We start from the raw sequence: 13,757 nt of genomic DNA on the forward strand, positions 1-13,757 counted from the left end.
GAAGAATAAGCATGAAATTACTTAAAAAACTGATCGCTGTGCTGGCATTTGCTCCTGCAATGGTACTGGCAAATAGTGACACCATCCCTCTGGATAGCGCCCCTGACCGTTCTACGGACATGGCTGCTTTGCAAAATGGTGCCAAGCTGTTCGTCAATTACTGTTTGAATTGCCACTCTGCTTCGGCCATGCGTTACAACCGTTTGAAAGATATCGGTTTGACAGATGAGCAAATCAAGCAAAACCTGTTGTTCACTGGTGAAAAAGTTGGCGACCTGATGAAAACCACCATGTCAGCCAAGGATGCCAAGGACTGGTTTGGCGCAGTGCCGCCTGATTTGTCCGTGATTGCCCGTGCAAAAGCATCCGGTGCCGGTACTGGTGCTGACTGGATTTACACTTATCTGCGTACTTACTACAAAGATGATTCCCGCCCAAGTGGTTGGAACAATCTGGTGTTTCCTAACGTTGGCATGCCTCACGTATTGTGGGAATTGCAAGGTGTACGTACCATCAAGATGGTAGAAGAAAGCGATCCGCATGATGAATCCAAAAAGATTCACAAGGTCGCTGGCTTTGACACTGTCAAGCCTGGCACGATGAGCAAGATAGAATATGACAATGCTGTCGGCGACCTGGTTGCCTACTTGCAGTGGATGGGCGAACCAGCACAAAGCACACGCAAGCGCCTCGGCGTCTGGGTCTTGCTGTTCCTGGCTACGCTGGCAACTCTGGCATGGCGCTTGAATGCATCGTACTGGAAAGAAGTAAAATAAATGTAAGGTTTCGGGCTTGCGCTGATAACGGCATGAGCCAGAAATTTTTTGAGATCGTCCGTTTTTCTCCGTCGTAGACGGACGTGTAATCCAAGGGGTGAGGTGCGCTAAACTGGCTCCTCGCCCTGATCGTTTCTAAGGAACTATAAAAATGATGGTTCTCTACTCGGGTACAACCTGCCCATTTTCTCAACGTTGCCGCCTGGTTCTGTTCGAAAAAGGCATGGATTTTGAAATCCGCGATGTTGATCTGTTTAACAAGCCTGAAGATATCTCGACCATGAACCCTTATGGTCAGGTGCCTATCCTGGTTGAACGTGAATTGATATTGTATGAATCCAATATCATCAACGAATACATCGATGAGCGCTTCCCGCATCCGCAACTGATGCCGGCAGACCCGCTGCAACGCGCCCGCGCCCGTTTGATGTTGTTCAATTTTGAAAAAGAATTGTTCATCCATGTCCATACTCTGGAAAACGACAAGAACACTGCGTCGGCCAAAGTACAGGACAAGGCTCGTGCAGAAATCCGCGACCGCCTGACTCAGCTCGCACCTTTGTTCGTCAAGAACAAATACATGCTGGGCGATGAATTCTCCATGCTCGACGTGGCCGTTGCCCCATTGTTGTGGCGCCTCGATCACTACGGTATAGAATTGTCGAAGACAGCAGCACCTTTGATGAAATATGCAGAACGTATTTTCTCCCGTCCTGCCTACATCGAGGCACTGACACCATCTGAAAAAGTCATGCGCAGATAAGCAAGACCTGTTTCAGGATAAGATAACAAGGCTGATGCAAACGTCAGCCTTGTTGTTTTTGGGCTGTCCGCCTAAAGTACCTTAAAGCACTTCTTAACATACATTTTCACCGATTGTATAAACATGCAAGAAATATCTACCAAGCCTTATTTTATGCGTGCCATCTATGAGTGGTGCACCGACAATGGCTATACGCCTTATATGGCGGTCAAGGTCAACCATGCTGCACGCGTGCCCATGGAGTTCGTCAGGAACGGTGAAATTGTACTCAACATCAGTTTCGGCGCGACCAGTGGCCTCAAGATGGATAATGATGCGGTTGCCTTCAAGGCCCGCTTTGGTGGTGTATCCCGGGAAATCTATGTACCGGTAGAAAACGTGCTGGCAGTGTATGCCAGTGAAAATGGCCAGGGCATGGCGTTTGAAGTTGATCTCAGCGAAGCAGAGGAAGACAGCTCAGACGCAGCCAATGAAGTTGAAGAAAATACCAAGCCTGTACTTGGTCTGGCGGCAGTCAGTAGCAAGCCGACACCAGTAGAAAATCCGGTTTCTGCAGACGAAATAAAAAAATCTGAAAAAAAATCAGAAAAGCCCTCGCTAAAAATAATAAAGTAGCCTATAATCTTGGTCTTCGGGAATGCAACGGCAACGAAGCAAAAACGAAAAAAGTTTCGCCGACTTAGCTCATTTGGTAGAGCAGTTGACTTGTAATCATCAGGTGGCCAGTTCGATTCCGGCAGTCGGCACCAAATTAAAAACCCATCGTTAGCAATAACGGTGGGTTTTTTCTTTATCACTCAAGAATCCGGTTTATTTCACAAAGCGAATTTTTCTTGAACTGCACAAGTCTGTCACGGTCATAATCCGTATCTGTTAAATTTCCATGCATGGGCTTTGACACACTGTTTCTTCAATTTATGGCATAGGAGTTTTATGCGGATTCGTATCGCGTCTTTTTTGTTGGCCATCAGTCCTGTTCTTGCCGGTGGTAGTGTTGCGCAGGCCCAGGATGGCATGCTCAGCCTTGAAATGATTTATCACCCGACAAAAAAAGAAAAATTTGATGTCAAACCCCTGACTCGCCTGGCTTGGGATGCGCAAAACCGGCTCATAGAAACCCAGAATACGGCTGGGGTGGTGCAGCAGTTTGTGGTTAATCCAGCGACCTGGGAAAAACAGGCTTTACTGGCAGATGGCAATATCCTGGCGATGATGACAGCTGCGGGCATACCTGAAAAAGAGGCCAAAGCCCAGATAGATAAGCTGACGCCGCAAATCAAGCCTGACTTGAAGTCTTATCTGTTCACATATAAAAATGATTTGTGGCTGCTTGACCTGCAATTGAACAAGGTCAGGGAACTGACACATACGCCAGATCAGGTAGAAGATGAAGCGATCTTGTCGCCAGACCTGCAATCAGTCGCCTATCTGAAGGGGAATGATATTTATCTGACGGATGTCGCAGATGCCACAGAAAAGCGCCTGACCACAGGTGGCAATGAAACCACTTTCAATGGCCGCCTTGATTGGGTGTACATGGAAGAGATTTATGGCCGTGGCCGCCTGCGTGCATTCTGGTGGGCACCGGATTCCAAAAAAATCGCCTACCTGAGTTTTGACGAAAGCAAGGTTCCTGTTTATACCCTCAGCGGCGACCATGCACAACCTATCAGGAGCGAACGTACGCGCTACCCCAAGGCCGGTGACCCTAATCCTGAAGTCAAGCTGGGTGTCGTGGATATGACGGGCAAAACCAGCTGGACTGAAGACCCTTATGCAGGCAAGGAAACCCTGATCGTGCAGGTAGGCTGGACGCCGGATGGCAAGTTGCTGGCATCCTGGCAAGACCGCGTGCAAACCTGGCTGGACTTGCGTATCTATGATGCTCAGTATCGCAGCAGGCAATTACTGCGCGAGAGCAGCCCGGCCTGGGTGGAGCGCCTGCCTTTGCCACAATTCTTGAAAGATGGCAGTTTTGTCTGGGAATCTGATCGTACAGGTCACCATCACCTGTATCGCTATGACCAGCAATATCAGTTCAAGGGCGCGATCACCAAGGGTGACTGGGATATCCGCAGCGTCTATGGCGTTGATGAAGTCAAAGGCAAAGTCTTTTTTGCAGCCAATGAACGCAACCCCATAGGTAATGATGTGTATGCCGTCAATCTTGATGGCAGCAAGCGGCAAAGACTGACGACAGAATCAGGCACCCACAATGCACGCTGGAATAGTGCCTATACGCATTTCATTGATAGCTGGAGCAGTCTCAAGCAAGCGCCAAAGCAGGCGGTATTCAATGCCGAAGGGGCCTCACTGAAACTGGTCGATGATGTTGGTGCGCCCGAAAAAATGCAGGGTCTGCAACTGGCTAAAGTCATGCAGCAGCAAATCAAATCGCGTGATGGCTTCCTGATGGAAAGCCTGCTTTTCCTGCCACCGGATTTTGATCCGAAAAAGAAATACCCGGTTTACCAGCATCTGTATTCTGGCCCCATGGCACCACAGGTGGTTGATCGCTGGAACAACAATCTCTGGCACCACTTCCTGGCGCAGCAAGGTTATATCGTCTGGATACTGGATAACCGCAGTGCCAGTAACAAGGGCCTGGTCAGCGCCTGGCCCATACACAAGAAACTGGGCCAGTTGGAATTGCAAGACCAGCTTGATGGCCTGGAATGGTTGCGCAAGCAGGGCTGGGCAGATATGGACAGGATAGCCCTGAATGGCTGGAGTTATGGCGGTTATATGACTTCGTATGCGATGACCCACAGCAAGGCCTGGAAGATAGGTTTCGTTGGCGCGCCAGTGACGGATTATCGTTTGTATGACAGCGTGTATACCGAGCGCTACATGGGTCTGCCACAAGACAATGCAGAGGGCTATGACAAGGGCAGCGTGTTGAAAGCCACTAAAGACCTGAGCGGCAAGATCATGCTCATGCATGGCACCATGGATGACAATGTCCATCCGCAAAATACCATCATGTTTATTGATGAACTGATCAAGAATGGCAAGGATTACAGCCTGCAATTGTATCCCGGTGCAGGTCATGGCCCGCGTGGCGACTGGACCATGTGGTCACTGCAAAAAGCCAAATGGGAATTTTTGAAAAATAATCTCTGATTATTTGAGATACAAAAAAACGGTACAGAAAAATCTGCACCGTTTTTTTATGACATCAAAGCTGACAAGGCAGAATGACGTGCATGCAAGAAAGCATGTAATAAAGCGGAATAATCTTCACTGACAGCAGTTCGTGCTGAGACCCGTGCCTGCAGGCTTTGCCGCCATGCTTTTAACTTAGGGCGCTCAGTAAAAAATCCAAAATCTGCTATCTGTTCAAACACATCAAAATAGCGGAATACTGGTGCAAATGCCGCATCCACCAGACTGAAATTTTCGCCTGAAAAATAAGGTCCATCGCCAATCTGCTTTTCCAGTTGTGCAAACTTGGTTTTTAGCTCTGCTGCTTTGGCATCCAGGATCTGTGCATCTGCGGCATTGTAAAAACCGCCTATGCTATTCAGGGTGGCAGAGGCAAATTCTATCCAGGCGCGGTGTTGCGCTCTTTCCAGTGCAGCTTCTGGATGCAGGCGGTGTGGCATGGTTTCATCCAGGTATTCGCATATGACTGCTGATTCAAAGATGGCTTGTCCATCCACCAGCAACACTGGCGTTTTGCCCAGTGGTGACACTTGCAGGAACCAGTCAGGCTTGTTCGCCAGGTCTATATCTATACGTTCAAACAGCAGACCTTTCTCTGCAAGGGTAATGGCCGCGCGCTGCACATAAGGGCAAAGCTTGTGGCTGATCAGGGTATATTGATTACTCATGATTTGTCCCTCTCTTATGTCAGTGAAAAGCGTGAGCTGCGGCGCAGGGCAAATGCCCCGTCACCCAGCAACCAGACGGCAATTGAAGTCACGATCAGAAACACTGGATATTCCCAGCCACCATTTGGGCTGGTATGCACCCAGCCATTGCCAAAATGCACAGTCGCGGCAACTGCCATGATGGGCACCAGTGCCAGTGCAACCTGGCGGCTGTAGATGCCGAGTACCAGCGCCAAGCCACCGAGTAATTCCAGCGCGAACACGGGATAAGCGAGAAAGCCCGGATACCCTATGCTGGTAAAAAACTGTGCCGTACCGGGCAGGGTAAACACCAAGAGCTTCAGCAAGGCATGGGCTATCCACATGGTACCCAGACTGATGCGTAACAGGGTGATACCGTAGGCATTGCTGCCCTGGTAGATAGAAGGGTTTGAATGAGTCATTTTGTTCTCCAAAAAAGTGGTTGATGGAGTTACTATATGATTTCGCATTTGCAATGAAAATAGGCATGAAAGCAAACTATGAATGCAAAAACGCAATATAGACTAAATTACAGATTAACTGCGGTTGACCTTGAAGTGGTGCTGGCGCTGGTGCGTACCGGCAAACTGGCTGAGGCAGGAGAACGGCTGGCACTGGATGCATCCACTGTCTTCCGCAGTATACAAAAGCTGGAAAAAGGCCTGGGGCAGCGCCTGTTTGAACGTTCACGCACTGGTTATCAGGCCAATGAGCTGGCGCAGGAACTGGCGGTACATGCAGAGCAAATGGAAGCGCAGCTTGAAGCTGCCCGTTCAGCCATGCAAATGCAGCCAGACCAGGTAGCAGGAGCCGTGCGTATTACGACCACAGACACCATATTGCATGGATTGCTGGCACCTGTCTTGAAGCCCTTGCAATTGCTGCATCCTCTCCTGAGTCTGGACCTGCATGCAGGCAATGAGCTGGCCAGCCTGACCAGGCGCGATGCCGACATTGCCATACGGGCCAGCAAGCGGCCACCTCAGCATTTGATAGGCAAACACCTGGGGCCTATACGGGTGGCTTTGTATGCAGGCAAGGCCACCAGGATAAAGCACTTTGATGTTGATGTCGCTCAGCGCCATCACTGGGTAGCACCTGACGATGCCTTGCCAGAGCATCCATCTGTGGTGTGGCGCAAGAAGCATTTTCCTAAGTTGCAGGCGACCTATAAGGTCAATAGCATACTCACCGTGGCAGAGCTGGTGGGGCAGGGCTTGGGCCTGGGTATCTTGCCGCTATTCCTCGCACAGGGACGCAAAGATGTGGTGCAACTGAGTGATGTGCTGGATGAATGCCAGACCGAACTATGGCTGCTCACGCATACCGAGGCCAGGCATTTGCGCCGGGTGTCGGCGGTGTATTCTTACTTGTCGCAAGAGATGGTCTTGAATTGAAAAAAGCCGCTGTGAGCTTGATCACTCACAGCGGCTTTCTATCGGTAAGACAATATCAGGAAGGGATATTGAAGTCAGCCAGTTTCTTGCTGAACTTGAACAGCCAGATACGGTTAGGGCGTTCAGTATCTGCACCACGGGCTACACGCATGGTATTGCCTGCGGTACAGCCCAGTGCACCTGCGGTAGTGGTCATGGCACCATTGGCATCGACCGTACACTTGGTGACGTCTGCACCAACCACGATGGCACCGGTAGGATCAAGGATCACAGTTTTCATGCCAAAGTCATCATCATTGGTCAGTGCTAGGGTGTTTTCATCGACCAGCGCCAGACCTTCAGCTTTTTCGGCCAGCCAGCCTGCATTGTTCAAATCAAACAACTGTGTTTTCTTGAGCAAGACCACATCAGCATAATTGACACCATTGACTGCTGTACCTGTCATGCTGCTTTTTTCCAGGTCTGTGCCCATGTTGGCGATATCGGTCGCATTGCCCGGTACTTGCACCAGCATCAGCTTGTTGAAGGCCTTGCCATCCGGGCCCGTACCTTGCTCAAGTACGATGAATTTGCCATTCCCCAGTGACACCATGTCACCCAGTTTGGCATTGCCTGTCTTGCCTGCGGTGTATTGCGTGCTGTCAATAGGGTAGGCATACAACCTGGTTTTTTCTGTGGTCGGGTCAAACTCTACCCAGCGGTTGAATTTGGCATAGTCCTTGATGCTTTCGCTGGTCGCTGCCGTTGCACCTGGTACGAGGTAATTGGCCTTGCCATCATCCAGTGGGCTTTGCACAAAGCCATTCAATTTGCCAGTGGCGACTTCCAGTGACAGACCTTCCATGCCACGGTTGGCGCGGCGTTTCAGCAAGACAGCGGGCAGGTCGGCTGTACCTGTGCCTGGCTGGTATTTTTTCAGGATGATGCCGGTGGCAACATCAATCTTCAAAATGAAAGGGCCGTATTCATCCGACACCCAGACCACGCCACGTGCTGCGTCATAGACGATGGATTCAGTATCGAGGCCATAGTCGCTGAAAGTAGTCTTGCTGCTGGCATCAAACTTGGCTGCATCATTCAAAGGTACTTCGGCAGAAGAGCCAACCTTGCCAGCCGCGATAGACAGACCAGATGCATTGATGGTGGAGCTGAATTTGATGGGCGTGCTGGATTTCAGTACCGCGCCATCCTTGCCTATGCTGATCAGGCCAAATGAAGGTGTGAAGCTGGGGGAAGGAAAGAACTTGGCATCGCTGGTACCAGTGGCACCTGCAGTGACGACAGAGTTAGGCACTTTGGGGCCATCGCCATTCGGGCCGCGGTCGGTGATGCCATAGAATTCCAGCGAGCCATCAGCGGCTTTGCCCTTGAAGGTCAGGCCTGAGCCATAAGATGGCAAGAAACCTTTCGGGAATTCTGCCTTGACTGCGGCATTCGTACCCTCATACGGCACAAAGAAATTATCAGCAGCCTGCACCTGATAGCGCGTGATGGCGGCGCTGACCGTGCCCAGGGCATTGGTTTGCGTCACAGTATCAACGACAGGTGTGCCCAGCTTGGATGCCATGGTGTCTTCAAAATGTTCGCGTACCAGGGTGCGGCGGTCTGCATCCACGGTGAGCTTTTGGTAATTCGCTGGCAGCTTGGCCAGAGTTGCCGTCAGTGCCGTATTGAAGTTGGCAGCAGTGGCATTGAAGTCCAGAGTCTGGCCAGCGAGTGCAGTCTTTACTGTAGCAGGTATTTTGATACCGGTAGCAACATCATTGTCTTCGTCCAGCAATTGCAGGAACAGCAGGCGGTTGACGACGCTGTCATCCTTGACGTTGCTGGAATTGGCCAGGGTCAATGGTGTAGCAGTTGCTGCGCAAGGCGCATTACCCAGGGCGATACCGCCGACTGAGAAGGCGACTGTATCGCCCACGTTGCAGTTAAAACCGCCGGTGGCCGATGTACTGAGCTTGCTGCCGCCAGCGATGGAATAATCCAGGTTTTCAACTGAGGCATCGAGGAATACGCCACTCACCGGAGTAGGTGTGGCCGGAGTGGTGACCGTACTATTGCTACTGCCGCCGCAGGCCGTGAGCAACATTGCTGCAGTCAGACTACTGATGCCCAGCATCAGGTTTTTGCTACTTTGCTTCATTTGATATGACCTTTTGAGTAGTAAATTTGCGTGAAAATGCCTGCCCGCGAATGTACTAGCGGCATGTGACGCAGCAATGACAGCATAGCCACCTCTGATTGGCTGTCGTAATGTTAAGGTCATAAATGACAACTATAGTGTGCGCACCTTTTCTATGGAGTGCCTGTCATGATGAAATTTGCTGTACGCACAATAACCGGTCTCGCTCTGAGCTTGCTGCTGCCTTTGGCTAATGCTATTGCCGCCAGCAATATGGTCCCTGACTATGAAGTCAAATTGCTCATGAACCCGAATGTGGTTCTGGATGCCGACCACAAACTCAAGAGCACAGTGCTTAACACCTTCAATATGCCAACATCCGTGACCAAGATGAATGTCCTGTTCATGGATACCAATGCCAAAGATATTTACGGTAATACCTGGATAGCGCGGATACGCAAGACAGAAGGTGAAAGTGATTTTGAGCTGACCTACAAAAAGCGCTATGCCATAGACAATGGCAATATCAGTGAAGCCTTGTATAAAGCCAACGCAGAAGGCTTTGACTCTACCGAAAAGAATTACGAAGCCCAGGTTGAATGGGGCTATCAAAAGAAAACCCTGAGTATTTCCAACAGTAAGACTGACAGCAAATCCGGTTACAGCGGCATGGACTTGCCGTCCAGCAGTGACTCCCGCAGCTTGCTCAAAAAGAATATCCCGGGCAAGCTGAATAACTGGCTGTATGGCGGCTGGGGCACGTCTATGCTCGATAATTCGCGCAAGTATGGCCCGATACTAGCCAAACGCTCAGTCGGCACCTGGAGTGGTCTGAAACTGTATATCGAAGTCTGGCCTATCCTGAACCAGGCAGGCACAGGTACTGACTACATCGTTGAAGCTTCTTTCAAGACCACGAGCGAAGCAACAGCATCAGCCAAGCATGATGAATTGCAGGCATACCTGATTTCGCGTGGATGGTTTGTGGCAGAAGATTCGCTGAAGACCCAGCTCATCATGGACAGGTACTAAGGACTTACACACAATTGTCCCAGCAAGGCTAACGCTTTAGGTAAGCTCTCTTGCAAGAGAGCTTCGTTACGTTGGCAGACAACATGCTGTCTGAAACCCCAAAACACCGTAGCGACGAAGACAGTACTTTAGTACCGGGTTTTACTAAATGCGGGAGCTGCAACGCAGCTGGGGCGGTTTTGTGTAAATCCGCTAAGAATCTTTAAGGCCTTGCCAGCGTGGCGTCAGCTCATGCGGCAAGGCAAACATGTCGAGTACGCGACCAAGGGTATGGTCGACCATCTCTTCTATGCTTTGCGGGCGGTGGTAAAAACCGGGCAGGGGCGGGAAGATGACGCCGCCCATTTCTGTGACGGCGGTCATATTGCGCAAATGCGCGAGGTTGAAGGGTGTTTCTCGCACCATCAGAACCAGGCGGCGACGTTCTTTCAAGACCACATCGGCGGCACGGGTGATGAGATTGTCGGACAAACCATGCGCCACTGCTGCCAGGGTTTTCATCGAACAGGGTGCGATGACCATGCCATCTGACAAAAAAGAGCCGCTGGCAATACTGGCACCGACATCGCGCACATTGTGGACAACATCGGCCAGAGCTTCTACATCTTTGCGCTTCAAGTCCATTTCCTGATGCAGGTTCAGTACACCTGCTTCTGAAATCAGCAAATGGCTTTCCACGCCAGAAATATTACGCAAGACTTGCAGCAGCCGCACACCATAGATGGCACCTGTTGCACCGGTAATGGCAACAATCAGGCGCTTGGGGGCTGCGGCATCAGTCATGCCTTGCTTAGTCTTTCAGCAAAGTCTGCAATTCACCGCTGTCAAACATTTCATTCATGATGTCAGAACCGCCAACGAATTCGCCTTTGACATACAGTTGCGGTACGGTAGGCCAGTTGGAAAAATCCTTGATGCCCTGGCGTACTTCCGGGTCTTCCAGCACATTCACGGTGACCATGTTTTGCACGCCACAGGCTTTCAGCAATTGAATCGCACGGCCAGAAAAACCGCATTGCGGGAATTGGGCAGTACCCTTCATGAATAACACGACAGGGTTTGCAGTAACAGTTTCTTTGATCCAGCTTTGTACGTCGCTCATGGCTATCTTCCTTAAATACTTGAATTGCGAATACCAGCATTATAGTAGAAAGCCTCTCATAGTGCCGCAGCACCGTATCTGACTGCTGGAAACTTAATGCAAATCAATTTGCAGTTTCCGGCACCATCAGCTATTAGTGTTACATTAAGTGCTTAACATCCTACCTAGAGCCAAAAAATTGGCCATGTTGCTGGAGACCCGTATGCAAATGCGTGACACTGGAATTTCCTCCGGGCAAACAAAGCCTGGCCCTGGCATAAGTTCTGCTTCATCTGCCCACATGATGATAGAACAGGCACATGAACGCTCTGCCGCCTATGGCTTGCCGCGTACGGCTGCGCCAGACTATGGCCCTTTGGGCAAGACTGATCTCAAGACCCTGCTGGAGCAAAACAGGGTCTTGCATCAGCATGCTTTGCCCGTCATGGAAACTCTGTATGAGCAAATAATCAACACGCATAATATGGTCATCCTGACCGATGTGAATGGGCTCATCATTCACACCCTCGGTGACGCTGATTTTCTGGAAAAAGCGGACAGGGTGGCTCTCAGCCCCGGCGTTGCCTGGTCTGAACGCAGCAAGGGCACGAATGCCATAGGCACGGCCATTGCCGAAAAAACACCTACCATCGTCCATGCAGACCAGCATTATCTTGAAGCTAACAATTTTCTGACTTGCTCAGCCGCACCTATTTTTGATGTCATGGGCAATGTCATCGGTGTGCTGGATGTGACGGGTGACCAGCATAATTTCCATAAGCACACCATGGCCCTGGTGCGCATGTCGGCGCAGATGATAGAAAACCAGTTATTTGCCTCTTCTTTTCAGGATGCCATCAAACTGAGTTTTCACAGCCGCCCGGAATTTTTGGGCACCCTGATGGAAGGCATCGCCTGTTTTGACAGCGATGGCCGCTTTTTATCCGCCAGCCGCAGCGGCTTGTTCCAGCTGGGTTTACCGCTTTCAGCTTTGCAGGCACATACCTTCAGCTCCTTGTTTGGCTTGCCAGTGTCGGCCCTGCATGAACACTACCGCACTGCGACACCGGGTTTGCTGACGCTGTGTCTGCATAATGGTGTGCGGGTGTATGCCAGAAGCCAGAGCCTCAAGCGTCCATCAGCCGCCGCCAGGCATGTGCTGGACAATGCGCGTGAACCGCAGGCAGCAGAAGTCAAATCCAAGCTGTCCAGCCTGCATTATCTGGATACCGGGGATGAGCAGCTTGCCCGCGCCATCGATAAACTCAAACGCGTCATAGGCCGTGATATCTCGATACTGGTGACGGGCGAGACAGGCACAGGCAAGGAATTGCTGGCCCAGGCTGTACACAATGATTCACCCCGTAAATCCGGCCCCTTTGTTGCAGTGAATTGTGCGTCCATACCAGAAACCCTGATTGAATCAGAACTGTTCGGCTATGAAGATGGCGCATTCACTGGCGCGCGCAAGAAAGGCAATGTCGGCAAGATATTGCAAGCCAATGGCGGTACGCTATTTTTGGATGAAATCGGTGATATGCCACTCAATTTGCAAGCCCGTTTGCTGCGGGTCTTGCAGGAACGCATGGTGACACCTCTGGGTAGCAGCAAATCCATCCCCGTCAACCTCGCACTGATCTGCGCCACCAACCGCAACTTGCGCGACATGATAGGTAAAGGTGAATTTCGTGACGACTTGTATTACCGTTTGAATGGCCTGGTAGTGCGCCTGCCACCGCTGCGCGAACGCACGGACCTCGATGTCGTTATAGCCAAAGTTCTGGCGACAGAAAGCGAAGGCAGGCAATACAGGATAGCGCCTGCGGTCATGCAATTATTTCATGCCCATGGTTGGCCAGGCAACTTCCGCCAACTGACGAATCTCTTGCGCACCGCCATCGTCATGACGGACGCCGATATGGAAATCCGCCTCGAACATTTGCCTGAGGATTTTTTGGAAGATATGGATGTGGCACTCAAGCCCGCCACCATAGCTTTGAGCCAAACACCCGCTAGTCTGGACGCCCTGGAAATGGATGCCATACAACAAGCCTTGCAACAACATCAGGGCAATGTCACTGCTGCAGCCAAGGCCCTGGGGGTGTCGCGTAACACAATCTACCGCAAGCTGGCGGCTTTGAAGAATGATTGATCAAGCTTGCGGGCCGTGCAAGACCGCGGTACCCAGCAAATCATTTTCTTCATCCGTAAACAGGCGTGAGCGTGTCAGGAAGCGTTTGCCTGTGCCATTGTCGAGTGAAAACATGCCACCCATGCCATTGACGACATCGATGATCAGTTGCGTGTGCCGCCAGTATTCAAACTGATCGCTGCCCATATAAAACGGTGTGCCATCCAGATCACCCAGATACACATCGGCATCACCGATGCCGTATTCATTCCTGGCATAACAAAGCGGCGAACTGCCATCACAGCAACCGCCAGACTGGAAAAATAATAGCGGGCCGTATTTGGTTTGCAGCGCGCTGATAAATTCCAGCGCAGCAGGTGTGGCTGTGACGCGGGCGGGTGTGTTGGTCATTTTGTTTGTTTCGGTTGTTTTACGTAAAGACCAAAAAGCTCACCACAGAGACACGGAGGAGGGAATAAACTTTTGCAAAAGTTTATCGTTGCGTAAGCAAGTAGCATGCTACTTGCCAGGGGAACGAAGGCGGCATGCAGGCCGCTTTTCCTTCCTCTGTGCCTCTGTGTTGAGAGGTCTTAAATGTCAA

The 13,757-nt window shown here is 50.8% G+C and carries 13 protein-coding genes and 1 tRNA gene; 8 read left to right on the forward strand and 6 right to left on the reverse strand.

The features are described from left to right. Positions 1 to 11 precede the first annotated feature (11 nt). From AC3WQT_RS15755 to AC3WQT_RS15775, 5 genes are all read left to right on the forward strand, one after another. Positions 12 to 776: a cytochrome c1 gene (locus tag AC3WQT_RS15755; RefSeq protein ID WP_492704974.1), complete on the forward strand. Its 765-nt coding sequence runs from the start codon at positions 12 to 14 to the stop codon at positions 774 to 776. 151 nt (positions 777 to 927) lie between these two features. Further along, positions 928 to 1,539: a glutathione S-transferase N-terminal domain-containing protein gene (locus tag AC3WQT_RS15760; protein ID WP_110256517.1), complete on the forward strand. Its 612-nt coding sequence runs from the start codon at positions 928 to 930 to the stop codon at positions 1,537 to 1,539. 123 nt (positions 1,540 to 1,662) lie between these two features. After that, positions 1,663 to 2,154, forward strand: a complete 492-nt coding sequence (locus AC3WQT_RS15765; RefSeq protein ID WP_492704976.1) for a ClpXP protease specificity-enhancing factor — start codon at positions 1,663 to 1,665, stop codon at positions 2,152 to 2,154. A 58-nt stretch (positions 2,155 to 2,212) separates the two neighbouring features. Then, positions 2,213 to 2,288, forward strand: a tRNA-Thr gene (locus AC3WQT_RS15770). Between the two features lie 184 nt (positions 2,289 to 2,472). Continuing rightward, on the forward strand, positions 2,473 to 4,662 hold the full coding sequence (locus AC3WQT_RS15775; RefSeq protein ID WP_492704978.1) for a S9 family peptidase: 2,190 nt from the start codon (positions 2,473 to 2,475) through the stop codon (positions 4,660 to 4,662). Between the two features lie 47 nt (positions 4,663 to 4,709). Here AC3WQT_RS15775 and AC3WQT_RS15780 read toward each other — a convergent pair whose 3' ends face one another. Both AC3WQT_RS15780 and AC3WQT_RS15785 read right to left on the reverse strand, forming a co-directional pair. Next, on the reverse strand, positions 4,710 to 5,372 hold the full coding sequence (locus AC3WQT_RS15780) for a glutathione S-transferase family protein (protein ID WP_492704980.1): 663 nt from the start codon (positions 5,370 to 5,372) through the stop codon (positions 4,710 to 4,712). A 14-nt stretch (positions 5,373 to 5,386) separates the two neighbouring features. Next, on the reverse strand, positions 5,387 to 5,815 hold the full coding sequence (locus tag AC3WQT_RS15785) for a DoxX family protein (RefSeq protein WP_492704982.1): 429 nt from the start codon (positions 5,813 to 5,815) through the stop codon (positions 5,387 to 5,389). Positions 5,816 to 5,893: 78 nt separating this feature from the next. On the opposite strand from AC3WQT_RS15785, the gene AC3WQT_RS15790 reads away from it, so the two are divergent. Next, entirely contained in the window at positions 5,894 to 6,790 is an 897-nt protein-coding gene (locus AC3WQT_RS15790; protein WP_492704984.1) for a LysR family transcriptional regulator, read from the forward strand. Between the two features lie 55 nt (positions 6,791 to 6,845). Here AC3WQT_RS15790 and AC3WQT_RS15795 read toward each other — a convergent pair whose 3' ends face one another. After that, complete coding sequence (locus AC3WQT_RS15795; protein WP_492704986.1) at positions 6,846 to 8,933, reverse strand: esterase-like activity of phytase family protein; 2,088 nt, start codon at positions 8,931 to 8,933, stop codon at positions 6,846 to 6,848. A 168-nt stretch (positions 8,934 to 9,101) separates the two neighbouring features. Between AC3WQT_RS15795 and AC3WQT_RS15800 the strand changes: the two genes are divergently transcribed. Next, the gene (locus AC3WQT_RS15800; protein ID WP_492704988.1) at positions 9,102 to 9,944 is read left to right on the forward strand and encodes a hypothetical protein; all 843 of its coding nucleotides are present in this window, start codon (positions 9,102 to 9,104) and stop codon (positions 9,942 to 9,944) included. A gap of 192 nt (positions 9,945 to 10,136) precedes the next feature. Here the strand turns inward: AC3WQT_RS15800 and AC3WQT_RS15805 are convergent, their stop codons facing one another. Further along, entirely contained in the window at positions 10,137 to 10,727 is a 591-nt protein-coding gene (locus AC3WQT_RS15805) for a UbiX family flavin prenyltransferase (RefSeq protein WP_492704989.1), read from the reverse strand. Between the two features lie 7 nt (positions 10,728 to 10,734). Next, positions 10,735 to 11,046 (reverse strand): Grx4 family monothiol glutaredoxin, encoded by a 312-nt coding sequence (gene grxD / locus AC3WQT_RS15810; RefSeq protein ID WP_110256538.1) that lies wholly within the window; start codon positions 11,044 to 11,046, stop codon positions 10,735 to 10,737. 283 nt (positions 11,047 to 11,329) lie between these two features. Here grxD and AC3WQT_RS15815 point away from each other — a divergent pair, with 283 nt between their 5' ends. Next, positions 11,330 to 13,177 carry a sigma-54-dependent Fis family transcriptional regulator gene (locus AC3WQT_RS15815; protein ID WP_492705068.1) on the forward strand — a complete coding sequence of 616 codons (1,848 nt, stop codon included), beginning with the start codon at positions 11,330 to 11,332 and terminating at the stop codon, positions 13,175 to 13,177. On the opposite strand, the gene AC3WQT_RS15820 is transcribed toward AC3WQT_RS15815, so the two are convergent. Further along, positions 13,178 to 13,567: a DUF779 domain-containing protein gene (locus AC3WQT_RS15820; protein ID WP_492704991.1), complete on the reverse strand. Its 390-nt coding sequence runs from the start codon at positions 13,565 to 13,567 to the stop codon at positions 13,178 to 13,180. Positions 13,568 to 13,757: the final 190 nt, after the last annotated feature.

The organism is Undibacterium sp. FW305-107 (assembly GCF_058788535.1).

Coding starts and splice junctions, on each gene's coding strand:
- AC3WQT_RS15755 (WP_492704974.1), top strand. CDS start 12: ATGAAATTACTTAAAAAACTGATCGCTGTGCTGGCATTTGCTCCTGCA.
- AC3WQT_RS15760 (WP_110256517.1), top strand. CDS start 928: ATGATGGTTCTCTACTCGGGTACAACCTGCCCATTTTCTCAACGTTGC.
- AC3WQT_RS15765 (WP_492704976.1), top strand. CDS start 1,663: ATGCAAGAAATATCTACCAAGCCTTATTTTATGCGTGCCATCTATGAG.
- AC3WQT_RS15775 (WP_492704978.1), top strand. CDS start 2,473: ATGCGGATTCGTATCGCGTCTTTTTTGTTGGCCATCAGTCCTGTTCTT.
- AC3WQT_RS15780 (WP_492704980.1), bottom strand. CDS start 5,372: ATGAGTAATCAATATACCCTGATCAGCCACAAGCTTTGCCCTTATGTG.
- AC3WQT_RS15785 (WP_492704982.1), bottom strand. CDS start 5,815: ATGACTCATTCAAACCCTTCTATCTACCAGGGCAGCAATGCCTACGGT.
- AC3WQT_RS15790 (WP_492704984.1), top strand. CDS start 5,894: ATGAATGCAAAAACGCAATATAGACTAAATTACAGATTAACTGCGGTT.
- AC3WQT_RS15795 (WP_492704986.1), bottom strand. CDS start 8,933: ATGAAGCAAAGTAGCAAAAACCTGATGCTGGGCATCAGTAGTCTGACT.
- AC3WQT_RS15800 (WP_492704988.1), top strand. CDS start 9,102: ATGATGAAATTTGCTGTACGCACAATAACCGGTCTCGCTCTGAGCTTG.
- AC3WQT_RS15805 (WP_492704989.1), bottom strand. CDS start 10,727: ATGACTGATGCCGCAGCCCCCAAGCGCCTGATTGTTGCCATTACCGGT.
- grxD (WP_110256538.1), bottom strand. CDS start 11,046: ATGAGCGACGTACAAAGCTGGATCAAAGAAACTGTTACTGCAAACCCT.
- AC3WQT_RS15815 (WP_492705068.1), top strand. CDS start 11,330: ATGATAGAACAGGCACATGAACGCTCTGCCGCCTATGGCTTGCCGCGT.
- AC3WQT_RS15820 (WP_492704991.1), bottom strand. CDS start 13,567: ATGACCAACACACCCGCCCGCGTCACAGCCACACCTGCTGCGCTGGAA.